Raw genomic sequence first — 18,553 nt, forward strand, 5'->3', positions numbered from 1 at the left:
CCAGGCAACGGCGACGCATGATGGATTCCACTCTGTTCGCCGAAAGTAATAAACCTACTCCGGGCGACTACCTGCTGTCGCTCGAGCGCAGTTTCCAGTATTTCAATAAAGTACCGGTAATTACGGGGTCGTTTTCTTCGCTGGATGGTATCGGGAACAAGTTAAGGGAAGACGATTCTGTGCTTAATATTATCAAGAGCCGGCTTGTCAGCCAGGATCGAAATCTCAACATCCGGAACCTGCAGATGTTCGGTGCCTTGTTGGAACACCTTGTCGAAGATGAGGGTCGTTATGAAGAGCGGCTCAACAGTTATGATGCCCGGATGGACAGCCTCAGGCGGGATTTCAGTAACCTCCGTAAGGACACCATCCTGCGCAGTATGTTTCGTGACTCTGTACTCAGGGCGAAATTCCGTCCCGCGATCCGGGAACTGCGTACTAAGCGCCAGCTTGCAGACAGTTTGTTCACGCTAACCAACGAGCGTATCAATTCACTGAAAGCCCATGTAACCGCAAACAGGATTAACGCAGAAGAACTTGAGAACCAGGTAGAAAATTTCCTGCGGAGTGCCGGGTCCAGGGCATTTGGGAAGGAACGGCGTTATATCTGGGAACCCCGCACCGGTACAAGTCGATCGAGAAGGACTGGTGAATTCAGGCGTGGACTGCAACAGGAGAATTACATCGCGAATTATTATTTTTCAAACATGCGGGGTGAGCAGATGGTTCTCCTGGTTATCGGTCTCGCATTCTTTGCCTGGGTTGCCTATAATTTCAGGAGCCTGAAGCAGCTAGGTAAAATGGATGCATTGAATGATCTGCAATTCCGTTTTCTAAGCCCATTACCCCTACTCGTTTCTTTAGTTTTTGTACTGAACCTGGCGCCGCTGTTTGATCTCAATGCGCCGGCACTTTACCTCGAAACAGTCGGATTCCTGCTGATGGCGGTATTGTCGGTCTTCTTCCTTAAACAGAAGCATCGGATATTCTTCGTTTACTGGTGTGTGTTTATCCTGATATTCTTATCATACAGTTTCAGCCGGTTCCTGGGGCTGCCTTATGCGATGATACGGTACTGGAACCTTGGTGTCAATAGTGCTTCCATTGTTCTCGCCATTTTGGTACTCCGTCATTTCAGGACATTTTTCAAAGAAAACAGGCTGATTCGCGGGGCCATTCTCTTATATGCATTACTGCATTTGCTTGCGGTTGTCAGCAATATATTCGGCCGGGTTACCCTTTCGCAGTTGTTCAGTTCCACTGCCATATATACATTTACGCAGGCGCTTGGCCTCGCCATCTTCGTGCCTTCTGTTCGCGAAGCCATGATGCTCCAGATCCAGGCAAGCCGTATTCGCAATCAATACCCTGTGACATTCGACTACCTGCCCATTCAGAAAAACATTGACCGGGTAGTATTCTGGCTCGCTGTGATCATCTGGCTGGTCAGCTTTACCACTAACATGAACATGTATACGAGCATTTCTGATGGCATTTCAGGGTTTCTCACTTCCCCCAGGAATATAGGAAGTTTCACCTTTACTATCAGGGGTGTATTGCTGTTCCTGTTTATTATCTGGCTTGCACACTTCCTGCAGAAATACATTGCTTATTTCTGGGGCGATACCGGGGATGATGCAGCTTTCGATAATAAGGGGCACCGGTCAAAACTTCTCATCACCCGGCTTATATTGCTCACTGGTGGATTCCTGCTGGCAGTTGCAGCTTCAGGTTTGCCGGTTGACAAGATCACAGTGATACTGGGCGCTCTAGGTGTTGGTGTGGGTCTCGGTCTCCAGGGCATCGTTAACAATTTTGTAAGCGGGATTATACTGATCTTCGACCGGCCGCTCCGGATAGGAGATATGGTGGAAATCGGCAACAGGAAGGGGCGGGTAAAAGAGATTGGTGTCCGTTCAAGTACGATACTCACAGCAGACGGAGCTGAGGTAATTATTCCCAATGGCGATCTGCTGTCTGAGAATATCGTGAACTGGACCCTGAGCAATAATCATGTCCGCATTGAACAGGTGTATAAAGTTGATGGCGACATCAATGAAGACAGTTTGAGGCGTACACTGAAAAGTGAAATCCTGGCGGTACCGAATATGCTGCATTCCCGCGAACCGCAGATCATACTGGAACCGGTGGGGGATGAAAAGTATGAGATGCGGATTTATGCATGGTGTGCTGATGTTAACAAGCTGGAAACGACACAAACCCAATTGCGTAAAGTGATCAGGGATTTTCTCGCGCAACAAAAATCATGAGTTATATGAAATTGACTACTGTATTTTTTCTTGCATTGATCCAGTTTACAACCGTCGCCGGCCAGACGGGCGGAGTTTTTAATTACAGCGTTGACATTGGTAATCCCAAAGTAAAAGGAACCACTGACTATGATGCTAACGGGCAATCGTACCGGATCAGCGGTGGTGGATATAACATCTGGTTTGGCCGGGATGAATTCAGGTATTCCTATAAAAAACTAAAAGGAGACTTTATTCTTACTGCCAACTTCCGGTTCGAAGGCGAGGGAAAGAATCCGCACCGAAAACTGGGATGGATGGTGAGGGCAGATACTTCAGCCGATGCGGCACATATGACGGCTACCGTACATGGCGACGGGCTGGTAACGATGCAATGGCGGCGTTCAAAAGCTGCTGAAATGAGAGACCCGGAAGACCAAAGCTTTACTAAGAAATCAGCGACACAGATCATCCAGCTTGAGCGGCTAAACGGCGAATTTATTATGCGTGTTGCACACCCGGGTGAACCACTGGAGGAAGTGGGTCGTACCGAAGCTACAGATCTTCCTGATGATGTGATCGCTGGAATATTCGTATGCAGTCACGATGAAAACCAGCTCGAAACAGCGCAGGCCTGGAATGTACGGATTGAAAGAACGGTGCCCGATTTGCACAATGGTTACCGTGATGGTGTTTTGGGCAGTCGCCTGGAAACAATGACTGTTTCAGACGGAAGGCGAAAGATTGTGCACGAGGATGACGGCAGGTTCGAAGCGCCTAACTGGACCAGCGACAACCGGCTGCTAATTAACCAGGGAGGATTGATCTGGTCACTTCCCTCAACAGGTGGAAAACCGGAACAGGTTAATACGGGTATAGCTAAGCGGAACAATAACGATCATGTGATTTCAATGGATGGAAAGTGGCTGGGCATCAGTTCGCATAGGGATGGCTTTCCAGGAGGCGGCAGCACCATTTACTACCTACCGTTAAAAGGCGGTGAGCCGAAGCTGGTTACAGATAGTACACCTTCATATCTTCATGGTTGGAGTGCAGATGCAAAAGAAGTGGTTTACACGGCGCAGCGGACAGGCCATGGACCCGCGTATAATATTTACAGGAAAAATATCAATGGGGGGAAGGAGGTTCAGCTTACACATTTAAAGAAAGGGCTTGCTGACGGGCCGGAATATTCGCCTGATGGGAAATGGATCTATTTTAACAGCACGGAAAGCGGTACCATGCAGATCTGGCGAATGAAGCCTGATGGCGGAGGTAAGGAACAGCTGACATCTGATGAATACAACAACTGGTTCGCGCATCCGTCGCCTGATAATAAATGGATCGTATTCCTGTCATTTCCCAATACAGTAAACCCAACAGATCATCCATTTTACAAGCGGGTAATGTTGCGTCTCATGCCGGTAACCGGTGGCGCACCGAAAGTTATTGCATACATGTTCGGCGGACAGGGAACCATTAATACACCCAGCTGGAGTCCCGACAGCAGGCAGATAGCTTTCGTCAGCAATTCGCTTTCCCTTGGTGACTGAGATGGATTGTTGCGATGTCCGCTATTGCAACTTTTCTGTTCGCTTTCGTACAGTCATTACTGGCAGTATGCAACTTAATTAATTGATTTCCAATTTTATACGTATTGGCATATTGCTTGGGGCCAGTTCTGTATGCTGCGAAACTATTTTATTACCGCTTTCAGGAATCTCCAACGTAATAAGGTTTATTCCTTAATCAACGTGTCGGGCCTGAGTATTGGCCTGGCATGTGCCATGCTAATCCTTTTATTTATTAAGGATGAAGCCAGTTATGACAAGTTCCATAGGGACGTGGAGCAGGTATATCGTGTGGGATATTTAAACATCAGGCCCGATGGCGTAAGTGAAAAAAATGGATTTTCAGGATATTTCCAGGGGCCTAGGTTTGCATCGAATGTTGCCGGGATAAAACACTTTGTACGTTACCAGGAACATTACCGTGACCTGAAGACTGCAACGGAAATCAGGTCCCAGCAAGTGTTCCTCACGGATACTGCTTTTTTTGATGTTTTTAGCTTTCCACTTTTGTCCGGGGATCCCTCCAGTGCCCTCGACAATCCCTATAATGTGGTGATCTCAGAGAAAATGGCACGGCAGCAATTCGGTAATGTTGATGTTATAGGTCAAACCCTTCTGCTTAAAGAAGAAGATGAGTTCAAGCCGTATGTGGTTACGGGTGTTGCAAAAAACTGTCCTGAGAATTCATCTATAAGGTTCGACGTACTTCTTCCAATTAAAGTTTCGGCAAAGGATGAAGCTGACAATGAAAACTGGTTTAATTTTTTCCTGAACACTTTTGTTAAGCTGCAGCCAGGTGCGGACGTGAAAGCAATTGAAGCCAACATGCAGAAGTTTTATGAAACCGATGCCGCGGCTTCCATTAAAATGATAGCAGAGAAATATAATATGAAGGACAGGTCAGTTTATTTCCTGCAGCCATTTACTGATATGCATCTCAGTAAGGAGTTACCTGCAAGTAACGGACTGACTGGTGCGAGCAACCCAATGTATTCATATATTTTATCCGGCATTGCCATTTTCATTCTCCTTATTGCCTGTATCAATTTTATTAACCTGACTGTTGCCAGGTCAATTAAACGTGCAAGAGAGATCGGGATCAGAAAGGTTATAGGTGGTGCGAGGCGGCAATTGGTTATCCAGTTTTTGGGCGAATCATTTGTGCTGTGTTTTATTGCTTTCATCCTGGCGATATTTTTAGCGCACCTGGTTTTGCCGGTTTTCAATCACCTGTCGAACAAAGCGCTTTCGGTCAGCTACCTGGTCGATGCCGAGTTAATAACCGGTTACCTTATTCTTTTCCTTATTACAGGTCTGCTTGCTGGTTTCTATCCCGCGCTGGTGTTGTCGCGGTATAACCCGGTGCAGACATTGTACAGCCGGTTTAATATGGGGGGCAAGAACTATCTTCAGAAATCGCTGGTGGTAGTCCAGTTTACGCTCGCCACCTTCCTGATAATCGGCACGCTTACGATCTTTTCCCAGTTCAATTACCTCGTAACAAAAGATCTTGGGTATGAGGATTCCAATGTGATCTATACAGAGAACCGAGCATTCCCCCACAATACTTCCCAACTGCTCACGCAGGAACTAATGAAGATACCCGGCATAACCGAGGTGTGCTATAAAAATGGCGGCAGCTGGGGAACAAGGGCCAGGGTAAATGGCGATAAAGAAATTGGCTTTGCGTATGAAACGGTGTCAGCAAATTATCTTCCGCTGTTACAGATCCCGGTTGTGCAGGGGAGAAATTTCAGCCCGGAACTGGTTTCCGATTCCAATAATTCGATACTTGTCAATGAGAGTTTCGTGAAAGAGGCACAATGGCAACAGCCGCTTGGCAAACAAGTGGATTTCTGGTACAGGAATGAAAAGTATACTGTTGTCGGAGTCGTAAAAGATTATCATTACGAAGGAGTTCAGAATAAGATCGGTCCGCAACTCTTCACAATGAAACCTGGCAACCCCTATGGTAAAGTATTGATCCGGGTTCGGCCAAACTCTATTGCGTCGGTATTGCCGCGAATGGAAAAAGTGTTTAAGGGACAGTTTCCATTAGACCCTTACATCTTTAAGTTTGCCGATGAGGAAAATCTCAGGTACTATGAATCTGAAGCGAGATGGAAGCAGATCTTGTTATTCAGTGCCATCCTGACGATCTTCATTTCCTGTATCGGTTTGTTCGGCCTGACTGTGTTGTCAACTGAAAAGCGGACAAAAGAGATCGGAATCCGCAAGGTGCTTGGAGCTTCCGTCGCAAGTGTCACTACTATCCTGTCAAAAGATTTCCTGAAACTTGTGGTGATTTCCCTTTTGATGAGTTTTCCAATTGCCTGGATTGCTGCCGAAAAGTGGCTGGCGAATTATCCTTACCGGATTCAGCCAGGCTGGTGGCTTTTTGCGTCTGCAGGTATACTTGTTATTTCAGTAGCATTATTGACCGTGAGTTTGCAGGCAGTAAAGGCTGCTACTGCAAATCCGGTGAAAAGCCTGAAAACCGAATGACCGCTGGCAATTTTTCATTATTTTCATTCGCAAAAAAAATGAAGAAGAGCCTGGGAATCCTCTCCTGTATGCTGCTGCTTATTGCAATGTCCTGTTCCGAAAAGGCAGCTACTGATAGTGAATCTGTCTATAAAAATAAGGTGGCCCTGGTCCGGAAAGCCTATGACAGTAACAGTTGGGAAAATTACAAGTCTTATTTCGCAGATACGGTATCTTTCCGCTTCTCCGATGGTACTGTATGGAACATCAGTTCCGACACATTGCTTTCGCGGTTAAAATACTACAGGGGCTTACTGGCCTCAAATGATAACGTTGCGCATAATGAGATTGTGACTGCAGACTCCGCTACAGGTGACAATTGGGTAAGGTCCTGGGGCATAGAAAAATGGTCGGACACAAATGGGAAAGCCGATTCAATATTGTTACAGGAAAACTGGCGGTTTAACAGCGACGGACGGATTGTTGAATTGCAGGTATATACTTCTAAAGCAATGCAGTAAGCAGGCTGGTATCAACTTCTCTGTTATCAAAAGTACACCATGGCGATTGTTCCGCAGATCGCTTTGATCAGCATAAGGCCGTCAACAACAACCAGGAAATACAGGATGGTTCGTCGTTTCAGCAAAGAATAAGCCACAGCCAGCAGTAGCAGGAAGGGAATGACATTCAGGACCACTTTCATTGGGTGAAAGTGGTTTTTGACTGCATAATAGACAAACGTGCCCAGGCCGATCACCGACAGTGGAAGCAATATGCTGTAAATGGTTTTACGCAATCCAAGACGCACAACAAATGTCCTCAGGCTGCTGATATAGTCAGTTGAATAGTCCTTGATATCGAACATTATACACAGTACTGAAATAAACATAAAATTCTTCAGGAAAAGAAACAGGCTTACAAGGTCAGTAGTAAACGACAGGCCATGTGTAATGTCATAATACATAACAGGGTAAATGTTTACAAGTCCTGCCCATGTAAAACCAATCACAAAGGGTTTGAGCCATCCCCGGTTCCTCAGGTTAAACCCCCGCGGCAGGAGGTTTACGCCATAATAAAGCAGGCCTGCCAGCGGGAACACCAGTATCCACAACCAATGACTGACAGACATTGTTATGAGATGTTTTCCAAATTTCAATAGAAAAGCAGTACCCAGGATTGCGAGTGCCAATCCGATTGCCAGCTGGTTGGTGCGCATAAGACTGTAATACCGGGTGTACCAGTTTGAACGGGGGTTTCGGCCGGTCATGGTAGTCTTCCGGACATAGGGGTACATGTAATAAAAGATGGTCAGGAGGAATACAAACAGGTAATACCAGGGGTCATTCAGGGGGTACCGCTGTTGCAGGGCAGCTTCTATTGAAAGCGCCACTGCACAAAGCCCGTAAAAATAATTGCCGTAAAAGATAAACTTCATCCTGCCTGCAAAATAACGTTGTCTGCGGTTGCATCACCTGTTAATTTGTCGCTTTACAATACAGGTTGTCCCTGCAGTTCCTTGTAGGCAGTGGGAGTCAGACCTGTAAATTTCTTGAACACAGTGTTGAAGGTGGTCTTTGAATTGAAGCCTGCCTCAAAGCCGATGGAGAGAACGGTGTAATTATTAGACTTCGGATCAAGCAAGAGGCGTTTGGCTTCCTCAACCCTGTACCCGTTAACCAGGTCATAGAAGTTTTTTTTGAGTCCGTCATTGATGGCCAGCGACAGAAGATGGGCCGAAGTGCCCAGTTTCTGTGCCAGTTGCTGGAGCGTGAGCTCAGGTTCCTGGAAGATCTTTTCATGCTCCATGAGAGCCACCACCTTTGCAGCGAGTGCCTCAATTTTTTCCGGATTGAATCCCGTGCGGCTGGGTTTTGTTTTCTCGTCGGCCAGTTCGGTTTCCATGTTTTCTACATCATTGATCTCAACCTCTACATTCTCCTTGTTAGATTCCGGCTGCACTTGCCAGATGGTAGGCTGCATTATTCCTTTAAAGGTCACGAGATAAATATATGGTGCTCCAAACGCAAAATTGAACCACATGATTTTTGCTACATGTTCGGGGAAGAACACAGCAAATGGGAAGACCAGGACAAATATACAGGCTAGCACAAGGTATCCATTGATCAGCAACCTTGCCCAGTTTAATTCAATCCTGTTGGTTTCCGAAAACAAGTGATGAATGGAACGTTGGTAGGACAACAGTACACGCCGCGCCATGAAATAATAGACCAGCTGGTGCATAGGCCGTAAATAGAGAATCAGGATTGTCGTCGGGCTTTGGATGAGACCCGGTGGCACCACTTTTTCATCAGGATAGATCTTTGCAAACTTGTTGATGTTATAGTAAGCAATGAAAAAGAATAAAATGAACGGGATGAAGTGTGGAATTGCCTTGCGCAAATTTATCCTTCCTTTGAAGCTTCGGAGATATAGGTAAACCAGTGGCCCTGTAAGGAATGGCGCAGGTTGGATAAAGAAGCTGTGTTGCCAGCCTACGATATGGATGATAAAAGGAATGGTGAGGATCAGGGAAGCGGCGATGATATACAGCGCAAGGAAAGTGTTTACCGACCTGTCACTCTTTTTGTGGAAATAAATTATTGCGGCCAGTAGTATCCCCTGGAGGATACCAAACCCAGAAATGATCCTGAGAATGTTTTCTGACAGCGACAACATATACACTCCTCCTGATGGTAAAGCGTATGATCAAGATACGGAAAATCCCCTATTCAATGACCCACCAGGAATACGATCCGGGCTCCAAAGTGACCTTCAGTTCAACCTCATATTTGCGATCCAGCGTGAATTGCTGCGGAGCTGATCCCTTCTCACTGATCCTAGCTGTTTTGGTGAGCCCGGTATAATACAGGGGCACTGCGATTTTGCGTGTTATTTTTTCTTTTGTGGGGTTGTAGATCATTAGCAAACCTTTGTTACCCAGGCTTGGGTTAACATGCAGAATGCCGTCCCAGTCGCGGCCGTCAGCTCTCCTAAGGTGAACTATATCACTGTTCAGAATGTCGCGGTATTTTTTATACCAACGGATTACATTGATCACGGTCTGCCTGGTCGCATCGGTATCATACAATCTTGGTCCGCGGTAACATGCCTGAACGCCTGCTCCGTAATATTGCATCATCAGCTGCTCGTAATCTTTAAGGTGATCATTCAATGGTTCAAGAATTGCTTCCGGACCACCACCCTGGTATTTTGTCAACGGTACGAATCCCCAGCCCATGGATGGCGTCTTTTCCCATGTTCCATCAAAAATATTCTGGCGATTAAGTATCATCTGGTTCTCACGTGGAAGAGAGAAATTTACCTCCCGGTAACCTATGGCGATTTTGTGCGTGCCATCAAGGAAATACCAATCGGGCGCATTGATATACACACCTTTCTCATTCAGCCAGCGGTATAATTCTTTTTGGATCAGCATCTGTTTCCATTGTGAGTCATCCAGTCCCTGGTGGCCGGGATGTGTTGTCGACGCACAAACATCCCCGGGATAGGGCCCATCATTTTCCCAGATATCGAATCCCGTTTTCGAGTAGAAGCTTTTTATTTTGTCCCGGTATGCCAATCCCCATTTGCTGCCAAAACAAGGGGCATTGCCAAAAAAAGCTCCCCCTGGTTTACCTGTAGCGGGATTAATCACATCATCATCGTCACTGATGCGCCTTGAGCTGAAAAGAGAGTAACCGCCGATCAGTATTCCCTTGTTATGAGCATATTCCGCATTCTTTTTCCACCTGTCAATGTTTTCTACGGATGTGTCTTCCATGTTGATGTGGCTGCCGAAACTCAGGATCAGTGCTTCATAACCAGTTACGGCACATTGGTCGATGGCCGTCTTAACTTCCTCGTCATTGCGGCTGACAAGATGCATGAAAATCGGATTGGCGGTAGTCCAGGGTGCAATAGTGCGGTACATTTTCCTGATCGCGAGTCCTCGACGTTCACGGTCGTAGCTGTCCATCAGTAATTCAAAGGTTCGTACCGAAGTAAAAGATTCACCTGGCCTGAGCTCGACACCCGGGGCCTTATCCGGGTAGATCTCAAGCAGGCAGGGTGTCTGGTAATTGTAGTTCACCTGCGAAGTATATGATGAATCAGTTTTCCAGTGTGTGGTTTGATCACTGATATCATACCGCATGGCATTGTTGAATGCGTAATCGGTCTCTAGATAAATACCCTGTGGTTTCCGCATCTGTGCCGGGCTGCCAACTACCGCACTTTCTTCCTCTACCATTCCCAGCACTTCATTTATCACACGGTTTATTTTGAAACCTTTGCCGCTGCTATTTTCAAGTGTGAGCCACTTGGCTATGAGCGGCAGGCCATCATACAATGCATAATGTACGTTTACTTTTAACCCGGTGAGTTCAGGGACAGTTGACTTATAACTCATGGTTAAAACTTTTCCATGGGGCTGATATTTATTCATCGCCCAGGTAGTCGGTTTCCAGTTCACAAAAGGTTTAAGGTCATCAATGGAATAACCAGAGAATTGAAAATCGGATTGGCCTGCTGTAAAATTCGCGATCCACTCCGGAAGCAGATATGCATTTTCCTTCTGCCCATATAAACCGCCAACGTTATACGGCGTTCCGTTAATTACCAGCTTTGCTTCCGGTTGAACAGATCTCAGCAACTGCTGGCCATTCACCAGGTTTCGATAATCAATGCAGGCAGCATTTGGTGCCAGGCGGAAACTACGTTGTACAAGACCGTTATTCATCATCAGGTCTTTCTTATCAGCAGACAGTTTGATCTGAGAAGTTGCAGTCACAGGTTTTACCAGCCAGTCGCCCGATTGCGCATTGCCGGCTGAGGAAACAAGCGTGATAACAATTATGGTAAGAAGCCTGGAAATCATGGCTGGGTAGATTTAAATGATAATACAAACAAGCTACAATATATTCGTTTTTAGAGTGGGTATCCGCATCTAAACATAAGCAAACGATTGCGTCCGGTTTGTGAATTTTTGCCCTGTTAATTTTGAGTCACTTTATAACAAACATGAATCATGTTCCGTAACGTATTAATATTGATTTGTACCGTTGGATTTGCTTACACCTTGCATGCTCAAGGTGCTGTCGAACCATTACCGAATATCATTTTTATCCTTGCAGACGATATGGGATATGGAGACCTCGGCTGTTACGGTCAAAAGAAAATCCAAACGCCGAATATAGATGCACTTGCCAGGAGGGGAATGCGGTTCACGGATTTTTATTCAGGGAGCACAGTATGCGCACCCTCACGCGCAAGCCTGATGACCGGTCAGCATACGGGGCATGTGTATATCAGGGGCAACGGTGAATTGCCGATGCGTGAAGCGGATTCCATCCTTCCCCAGGTGCTGAAGCAAAAGGGCTATGTTAATGGAATGGTAGGCAAGTGGGGTCTTGGACTTCAGAACACTCCGGGAGTGCCGGAGAAAAAAGGTTGGGATTATTTCGCCGGTCATCTCCATCACGTAGAAGGGCATTACCAGGAATCTGATTCCATCTGGATAATGCAGAATGGCATAACCGCTAAGCAGCCTGCACGAAAGTCTGATCTCAATGAATTGTTTACTACATATGCCAGGGATTTTATTGTGCAGCATGAACGCGATCCGTTTTTCTTATACGTTTCATATACACTGCCGCATGCGGGACTGACTGTGCCTGATCGCTTTCTGAAAAAATATCTGGATAAAAATGGCAACAGCAGGTTTGCACCTGAAACAGCCCATCCTGCCGGGAAGCATTATGCGGCGCAGCCTTTCCCGAGAGCTGCCTATGCTGCCATGATCACAGGTATGGACAGTTATGTCGGCAGTCTAATGGAGTTGCTTAAGTCTAAAGGACTGGACAAAAACACGATCGTGATATTTGCCAGTGATAACGGTACCCATATTGAAGGAGGTCGTACGATGCAGGATGCTATGGAAGTATTTCATAGCAGCGGGCCATTCCGTGGTATTAAGCGCGATCTGTATGAAGGCGGTATCAGGGTGCCCTTTATTGTCAGCTGGCCCGCAAAAATTGCCGCCAATATTACAAGCAATTATATCGGGGCATTTTGGGATGTTTTACCTACCCTTGCCGGTATCACCGGTGCAAAGGCACCGGAAAATGATGGAATCTCTTTCTATCCCGCCTTATTACAGCAGGCGCAGCCAAAACATGATTTTCTCTATTGGGAATTTTATGAGAATGGATTCAGGCAGGCTGTCAGAAAGGACAATTGGAAGGCCATCCGCTATTTCAAAAATGGCAAGCCGGATCATACCGAACTGTATGATCTGAGGTCAGATCCGGGCGAAGCCGTGGACCTGGCTGCAAGAGAACCGGGCCGGTGCCGGGAGATGGAAACTGCGATGGATGCTTCACACAGAACGTCCGAAAGTAGTTTGTTCAGGATACCATAACTTAGAGCAACTGCAAGTAAACTGCCATATGAGAACAGTGTTATGTTTCGGCGAGCCTTTGTTACGATTTGCCTATGGGAACAACTGGATTGAAGATGCTGCCATGCCTGTGTATGTGGGCGGAGCGGAATTAAATACCGCAACGGCACTCGCCCGGTGGGGTGTTCCTGTACGTTATGCCACTGCAATTCCCGACAACCAGATAAGCGCAGAAATTATTACGGAACTGAAAAGGCGGAATATCCAAACTGATGCTATAATGTTCTCAGGTGAGCGGATGGGTGCCTACTACCTGCCCCGGGGAGCTGAACTGAAACATGCAGGGGTGATTTATGACAGGGCTGGTTCAGCTTTTGCCAACCTGCAAACCGGGCAAATTGACTGGGACAAGGAAATGGCAGAGGTGTCCTGGTTTCACTTTTCAGCCATTTCACCTGCATTGAATGCCAATTCCGCAGCTGTTTGTGCTGAGGCACTGGACGCCGCTTCAAGAAAAAACATCACCATATCTGTTGACCTGAATTACCGGGCCAAGCTCTGGCAATATGGTAAAGCGCCTGTTGAGGTCATACCTGCTCTCGTGCAACACTGCGACGTGATTATGGGAAATATCTGGGCTGCCGAAAAGATGCTCGGCATAGAGGTAGATCCTGACGCGGCACGAGACAAGTCAACACTTGTGCAGGAATCCGGAAGATCAGCGGAAAAACTGATGCTGCAGTTTCAACGGTGCAGGCAGGTGGCAAACACATTCCGCTTTGAAAACGAATCTGGCTTGCAGTATTATGCAACCATGTATAGCTCAGGTAAATTATTCGTTTCATCCGAGTACAGTACAACTGGAATAGTGGACAAGGTCGGTAGTGGAGATTGCTTTATGGCAGGACTTATTTACGGCAACTTCAATAAATACAGGGAGCAGTGCACCCTGGACTTTGCCACAGCCGCGGCATTTGATAAATTATTTATCGCGGGTGACTGTACCAGTTCAACAATTGAATCCATATTGCAAAAGATGAAACATGCCTGATAAACATCAAACAGCAGCTTTCCTGCTGCAGCAGAAATTGCTACCGTTATTTTACCAGGACAGTGTTGAGATAAGCGGTCGGATCCTGAAAGCCCTGTATGCAGGCGGACTCAGGGCTGTCGAGTATACCAACAGGGGCGAACATGCACGGCGGAATTTTTCCGGGCTGAGGAAACTGGTTGATGCGGAGCTGCCGGGAATGCTGCTTGGCATAGGCACAATCAAGTCAGCCAGTGATGCACATCAATTTATCGGTGAAGGTGCAGACTTTATTGTTTGCCCGACTATAGACTCTTCAGTAGCTGAGACAGTTGCAGACGCTAAATTATTGTGGGTGCCTGGTACTATGACTCCAACCGAAATATCAATGGCAGAAACACACGGTGCAACACTGGTAAAAGTGTTTCCCGGGAATGTGCTCACGCCGGCATTTATCAGTTCAGTAAAAGAATTATTTCCTGGTCTGTCCTTTTTGGTTACAGGAGGAGTGGAGCCGGAGGAAAAGAATCTTACTGCTTGGTTTGGTTCCGGTGTTGCAGCAGTAGGTATGGGAAGTATGCTGATCAAAAAATCATACATTGAAAATAATGATTATGACGGCCTCTCTGTCGCGGCTGGAAATGCCCTGCGCCTCGTTCAGAGCATCGTGCCTCCCGGAAGATAGGTCGCACTTTCCCTTTTGAATTTCCCTTTTGAATTTTTAATTTGAAACATGCCAACGATTGTTGAAACACTTAAGCCTGCTGTGAACAGTAAGTACCGATGGGTCATTTGCGGATTGCTGTTTTTTGCCACTACCATTAATTACCTCGATCGTGCTGTAATTAGCCTGCTGAAATCTTACCTGGAAAGAGATTTTCATTGGACAGAATCGGACTATTCCAATATCGTGGTTGCCTTTCAGCTCACATACGCCATTGGCCTGCTTTTAATCGGCAGGGTAATTGACAGGACCGGTACTAAGACGGGATATGCTGTTTCCATCTTTCTTTGGAGTATTGCTGCAGTTGGCCACGCGTTTGTGCAAACCACTGGTGGATTTATTCTTGCAAGGGCTGCACTGGGAGTAAGCGAAGCCGGAAACTTTCCTGCAGCAATCAAAGCCGTTGCAGAGTGGTTTCCTAAGAAAGAGCGGGCGCTTGCCACTGGAATTTTCAATGCCGGTACAAACGTCGGTGCCATCCTTGCCCCACTTACCGTTCCACTAATCGCAGAATTGTGGGGTTGGAAAATGGCATTCATCCTGACGGGTTCAATTGGGTTCCTTTGGATTATTGTATGGTACATCTATTACGAAGTTCCCGGGCGGCAGAAAAGGCTCAGTCAATCAGAACTGCAATATATACAGGATGAAGAATCTACTGCCACAGGAACTGCAGGTTCGATACCATCGCAGAGTAATTCTCAAAATGAGAATGATTCGTGGCTCAGACTGCTGGGTTACCGGCAAACCTGGGCATTTATTTTAGGCAAGTTCCTGACTGATCCTGTCTGGTGGTTCTACCTGTTCTGGTTGCCTGCGTTTTTAAAGGCACAATATAGTCTCGAAGGCACTGCCATAGCCTTACCCGTCGCTTTGGTTTATACACTGGCAGCGGTCGGCAGTGTGGCAGGAGGCTGGCTTCCACTTTATTTTACCAATGGCGGCTGGACTGTATTCCGTGCCCGGAAAACAGCTATGTTTATTTATGCCTGTTGTGCTGTTCCGGTTGTATTCGCGTCGAAGCTGGGACAGCTGGGAATGTGGTGGGCGATCTTCATCATAGGAGTGGCAGCAGCTGCTCACCAGGCCTGGAGCGCTAATATGTACACAACGGTTTCAGATAAGTTTCCAAAGGAAAAAGTCGCGTCGGTAACAGGAATGGGTGGTATGGCCGGTGCACTTGGCGGAATGCTTATTGCTAAACTCGCCGGTATGCTGTTCGATCACTTTAAAGCACTTGGCCAACTCAACACCGGTTATGCCATTATGTTCCTGATTTGCGGAATAGCTTATGTTATTGCATGGCTTATTATGCACATGCTCGTTCCGCGTCCGCCGCGACCGTAATCCAGGAAAATTGGTTACTACATGCCTCCCAATTGTTTGAGGTACTTCTCTGAATTCGCACGGACGTTTTCCGGCGGATTCATGCTGAGTGACTTTTTGAAATTGATGATCGCATTTTTTTTATCGCCTTTTATCGCGTAGCCTTCGCCCAGGCTGTCCCATACATTGGCACTTTTGGGATGCCGCTTTGTATTCAGCGTAAAGATCTCAATAGCCTTGTCGTGTTGACCTTGTCCCAGTAACTGGTAGCCATATTGGTTTAATTCATTTTCGGTTGCTACCTCCACGGCATCTTTCATCATTTTGTCGGCGTCAGCTGTCTTGCCGGTCTCTTTCAGCAGTGCCGATTTTATGCTCATTGTTGCGAAACTATTATTTTGCGCGATCGCCTGGTCTATCCATTGAATCGCCTGGTCATAATTGACCTTATTCTGCAAGGCATAGTTTGCAGCGCTGGCATAGCCCATCCAGTTGAAACCCACCGGTCCTTTCAGTTCTTCGGCAGCATTGTTCATGACGATATCGTCAACGGCGAATTCAACTTTTACCGGAAACTGAAGTTTTTCCCAATTAAGTACGAGCTCTGCAGAAGTGCGGTTGATGTTCATGAAGTCGAAGGTGAGCAGTTCGGTATGTGCCACCTGCCGGAGTTTAATTGGAGACCTGAGCTGGTCATGTTTTGCGTCATACCAGAAGCTTCCCCATGACCTGCTGTCTTTAGACAGGATCACTTCCCCGGTATTGTCCTTGTTCACGACAAAGAACAAACCATATTTGCCTGCGGGTACTTTCTGGCCTTCTACAACCACGTCATTTGAAAACTCGATAGTTGTGTTTTCATTGGCACCGGACCGCCAGGGCGATTCATTATTGGCACCGAATCCCTGTTTGTTCCAACCGTAAGGAACGAGAGCGCCCCAGATTTCCCTTCCTTTTACGGCAGGCCGCGAATAGTTGATTGTAACTGTTGAAATGCCGATGGTTTGTTTTACTTCGGCAGCGGGGCTCTGTGGTCGTGGCGTCGTAACCTGTGCCATTAGTTGCATACTGGCTGATGCAATCAGCAACAGCGTCAGGCGCCTGGTGATTTGCGTAAGCATATAAGCAGTTTTAGGTGATGAATGACTGTCTTATAAGTTACGATTTTCGAAATGCCGGTCCGGAGTCATAATATGCCAGCGGTGCAGTCACGATAAGTTCACTCCTTAACCAGGTGGCTGCTGAAGCCCAGGTCAACAAGCATTTCATAAGCATTCCAGATGTTGTCGGGAATGTCCTGGTGCACCTGGAATCCCTTTGCCGGATAGATCCTGATGCGCTGAAGATCCCCGACCATGATATTGATCACTCTTTCCATCGGGATCTCTTCATTTGGATATTCAAGCAGGCTCAATTGCGGTGAAGTGACCAGCAGCTCTTTGTCCGGCCAGTGCTTTTTGAATGTAGCAAAGCTGCGACGTTCCATGTAGGGCTTCTGGACTACTATAAAAGTGCGGGGATCCAGGTTTTTTTCTTTTAGCAATTGCTGTGTAAACAGGATATTTTCACCAGTATTGGTCGACTTGTTTTCAACCAGGATAGCGCTTTCCGGTACGCCTTTCCGGATGGCAATACCTGCAAACTGGTCAGCTTCTGTTTCAGTCCAGATGCCCCGTGTAACATTCCCCAGTCCACCGGAAAATATTACCAGTGGCGCCAGCCCTTCCAGGTAGAGCTCAGTTGCGCGGTCCGCAACCCGAAGATCATGACTGCCGAGCGCAAAAATGCAATCAGCAGGCCGCATAGTATGGTTCATGTGATGGTATTCCCATAGCTTTCCGGCAAGTTCCAGTACTTCCGGAGTAATAGCTGAAGTTTCCTGTTTCATCTGGACAAGATAGCCAATATTCAAAAATGGAAAACAACGCCCAGTTCAGGGGCATAGTCGGTGGCCTTTGAAGTAATTCCAAATGCGTTGTTTATTCGAATGAATGCATGGTCACTAACATGAAATTGCATGTCGGTTATCAACTCCAGTTCATCCTGCGAACCTTCAATGATTACTGCAAACCGGAATAGCCCGGATACGCGTTTAAGGTATTCTATTGCATACTCACCAAAATCCACTTTGCTTTCTTCACCATCGTATTCAACTGCTGTCCTGACTGTAAGAGTGCCCCAGGAATATCCTTTTATAAAACCAATTCCCAACTTGAACTCCCAATCGGAAGTACCGATGATTTTTTTATCTTTCTGAAGTGGTAAAACATATTCGAAGAAGCTAAAGATCTCCGGCTTTCTTGCAGTTTCTTTCTTCCACACATACCTTAGCTGTCCTTCCACGTCGCCCAGTCCGGATTCAGCGATTTCCTCCGGCATGTTTGAATCGTCCTGTTTGTTTTTAACAAGCTCAGCTGAAATTATGGATGCTTCAAATTCAACGGCAAGCCTGTCGGTGATGCCATAACCAATAAAGATCACTCCTTCGTTGGCGGTGTACTTTCCACGGTAATCAACATCTTTCCCGTAGCCCATTTCCTGTGGCTTGTATTCATAATTCCTGTCATAGTAATATTCGTAAAATGGGTAAATGATGATTTCTCTTTTCCTGATGTAAGTACCAAACATAGAAGTGGGAATGCCTTCGCCCCGGTCACTCAGGAACCTTGGCAGAATTGTATCTAAATCTGTCTGCTGAGCGCAGACATGCAGGCAAATAAATGCCAGCGCCAATGGCAGCATCAGCTTTTTCATTTTAGTTGAGTTGGTGTG

General features: G+C 46.6%; 14 protein-coding genes. 8 read left to right on the forward strand and 6 right to left on the reverse strand.

Annotated elements, in window-relative coordinates; genetic code table 11:
• Positions 1-17 precede the first annotated feature (17 nt).
• The 4 genes from OI18_RS02170 to OI18_RS02185 all read left to right on the forward strand — a co-directional run bounded on the left by OI18_RS02170 (position 18) and on the right by OI18_RS02185 (position 6,825).
• The gene (locus tag OI18_RS02170; RefSeq protein ID WP_072038939.1) at positions 18-2,270 is read left to right on the forward strand and encodes a mechanosensitive ion channel family protein; all 2,253 of its coding nucleotides are present in this window, start codon (positions 18-20) and stop codon (positions 2,268-2,270) included.
• Positions 2,271-2,275: 5 nt separating this feature from the next.
• Entirely contained in the window at positions 2,276-3,802 is a 1,527-nt protein-coding gene (locus tag OI18_RS02175) for a TolB family protein (protein WP_039137048.1), read from the forward strand.
• Between the two features lie 132 nt (positions 3,803-3,934).
• Positions 3,935-6,325, forward strand: a complete 2,391-nt coding sequence (locus OI18_RS02180; protein ID WP_039136757.1) for an ABC transporter permease — start codon at positions 3,935-3,937, stop codon at positions 6,323-6,325.
• 38 nt (positions 6,326-6,363) lie between these two features.
• Positions 6,364-6,825: a hypothetical protein gene (locus OI18_RS02185; RefSeq protein WP_152616705.1), complete on the forward strand. Its 462-nt coding sequence runs from the start codon at positions 6,364-6,366 to the stop codon at positions 6,823-6,825.
• A gap of 26 nt (positions 6,826-6,851) precedes the next feature.
• On the opposite strand, the gene OI18_RS02190 is transcribed toward OI18_RS02185, so the two are convergent.
• Genes OI18_RS02190 through OI18_RS02200 form a run of 3 tightly spaced genes read right to left on the reverse strand, consistent with a single transcriptional unit; the run spans position 6,852 to position 11,180 of the window.
• A complete protein-coding gene (locus OI18_RS02190; RefSeq protein WP_039136761.1) occupies positions 6,852-7,739 on the reverse strand; it encodes a UbiA prenyltransferase family protein in 888 nt (295 codons plus the stop codon).
• Positions 7,740-7,792: 53 nt separating this feature from the next.
• Positions 7,793-8,980 (reverse strand): helix-turn-helix domain-containing protein, encoded by a 1,188-nt coding sequence (locus OI18_RS02195; RefSeq protein WP_039136763.1) that lies wholly within the window; start codon positions 8,978-8,980, stop codon positions 7,793-7,795.
• Between the two features lie 49 nt (positions 8,981-9,029).
• Entirely contained in the window at positions 9,030-11,180 is a 2,151-nt protein-coding gene (locus OI18_RS02200; protein ID WP_039136765.1) for a hypothetical protein, read from the reverse strand.
• Positions 11,181-11,330: 150 nt separating this feature from the next.
• On the opposite strand from OI18_RS02200, the gene OI18_RS02205 reads away from it, so the two are divergent.
• The 4 genes from OI18_RS02205 to OI18_RS02220 are packed head-to-tail and all read left to right on the forward strand — an operon-like array spanning position 11,331 to position 15,802.
• The gene (locus OI18_RS02205) at positions 11,331-12,722 is read left to right on the forward strand and encodes an arylsulfatase (protein ID WP_039136766.1); all 1,392 of its coding nucleotides are present in this window, start codon (positions 11,331-11,333) and stop codon (positions 12,720-12,722) included.
• A gap of 28 nt (positions 12,723-12,750) precedes the next feature.
• Complete coding sequence (locus tag OI18_RS02210; RefSeq protein WP_039136769.1) at positions 12,751-13,752, forward strand: sugar kinase; 1,002 nt, start codon at positions 12,751-12,753, stop codon at positions 13,750-13,752.
• On the forward strand, positions 13,745-14,416 hold the full coding sequence (locus OI18_RS02215) for a beta/alpha barrel domain-containing protein (RefSeq protein WP_039136770.1): 672 nt from the start codon (positions 13,745-13,747) through the stop codon (positions 14,414-14,416). Before OI18_RS02210 ends, OI18_RS02215 begins: the two co-directional genes overlap by 8 nt.
• A 48-nt stretch (positions 14,417-14,464) precedes the next feature.
• On the forward strand, positions 14,465-15,802 hold the full coding sequence (locus OI18_RS02220) for an MFS transporter (RefSeq protein ID WP_052272790.1): 1,338 nt from the start codon (positions 14,465-14,467) through the stop codon (positions 15,800-15,802).
• Between the two features lie 17 nt (positions 15,803-15,819).
• On the opposite strand, the gene OI18_RS02225 is transcribed toward OI18_RS02220, so the two are convergent.
• From OI18_RS02225 to OI18_RS02235, 3 genes are all read right to left on the reverse strand, one after another.
• Complete coding sequence (locus tag OI18_RS02225) at positions 15,820-16,902, reverse strand: DUF2911 domain-containing protein (protein ID WP_039136772.1); 1,083 nt, start codon at positions 16,900-16,902, stop codon at positions 15,820-15,822.
• Between the two features lie 98 nt (positions 16,903-17,000).
• Positions 17,001-17,669, reverse strand: coding sequence for a YdcF family protein (locus OI18_RS02230; protein WP_052272791.1), 669 nt, complete (start codon positions 17,667-17,669; stop codon positions 17,001-17,003).
• A 20-nt stretch (positions 17,670-17,689) separates the two neighbouring features.
• The gene (locus tag OI18_RS02235) at positions 17,690-18,535 is read right to left on the reverse strand and encodes a hypothetical protein (protein WP_039136774.1); all 846 of its coding nucleotides are present in this window, start codon (positions 18,533-18,535) and stop codon (positions 17,690-17,692) included.
• Positions 18,536-18,553: the final 18 nt, after the last annotated feature.

This window comes from Flavihumibacter solisilvae (assembly GCF_000814475.1).
GTDB lineage: Bacteria > Bacteroidota > Bacteroidia > Chitinophagales > Chitinophagaceae > Flavihumibacter > Flavihumibacter solisilvae.

Excerpts from the sequence above, each read along its gene's own strand:
- OI18_RS02195 (WP_039136763.1), bottom strand. The coding sequence starts at position 8,980 with ATGTTGTCGCTGTCAGAAAACATTCTCAGGATCATTTCTGGGTTTGGT.
- OI18_RS02235 (WP_039136774.1), bottom strand. The coding sequence starts at position 18,535 with ATGAAAAAGCTGATGCTGCCATTGGCGCTGGCATTTATTTGCCTGCAT.
- OI18_RS02170 (WP_072038939.1), top strand. The coding sequence starts at position 18 with ATGATGGATTCCACTCTGTTCGCCGAAAGTAATAAACCTACTCCGGGC.
- OI18_RS02205 (WP_039136766.1), top strand. The coding sequence starts at position 11,331 with ATGTTCCGTAACGTATTAATATTGATTTGTACCGTTGGATTTGCTTAC.
- OI18_RS02175 (WP_039137048.1), top strand. The coding sequence starts at position 2,276 with ATGAAATTGACTACTGTATTTTTTCTTGCATTGATCCAGTTTACAACC.
- OI18_RS02225 (WP_039136772.1), bottom strand. The coding sequence starts at position 16,902 with ATGCTTACGCAAATCACCAGGCGCCTGACGCTGTTGCTGATTGCATCA.
- OI18_RS02180 (WP_039136757.1), top strand. The coding sequence starts at position 3,935 with ATGCTGCGAAACTATTTTATTACCGCTTTCAGGAATCTCCAACGTAAT.
- OI18_RS02200 (WP_039136765.1), bottom strand. The coding sequence starts at position 11,180 with ATGATTTCCAGGCTTCTTACCATAATTGTTATCACGCTTGTTTCCTCA.
- OI18_RS02220 (WP_052272790.1), top strand. The coding sequence starts at position 14,465 with ATGCCAACGATTGTTGAAACACTTAAGCCTGCTGTGAACAGTAAGTAC.
- OI18_RS02185 (WP_152616705.1), top strand. The coding sequence starts at position 6,364 with ATGAAGAAGAGCCTGGGAATCCTCTCCTGTATGCTGCTGCTTATTGCA.
- OI18_RS02230 (WP_052272791.1), bottom strand. The coding sequence starts at position 17,669 with ATGAAACAGGAAACTTCAGCTATTACTCCGGAAGTACTGGAACTTGCC.
- OI18_RS02215 (WP_039136770.1), top strand. The coding sequence starts at position 13,745 with ATGCCTGATAAACATCAAACAGCAGCTTTCCTGCTGCAGCAGAAATTG.
- OI18_RS02190 (WP_039136761.1), bottom strand. The coding sequence starts at position 7,739 with ATGAAGTTTATCTTTTACGGCAATTATTTTTACGGGCTTTGTGCAGTG.
- OI18_RS02210 (WP_039136769.1), top strand. The coding sequence starts at position 12,751 with ATGAGAACAGTGTTATGTTTCGGCGAGCCTTTGTTACGATTTGCCTAT.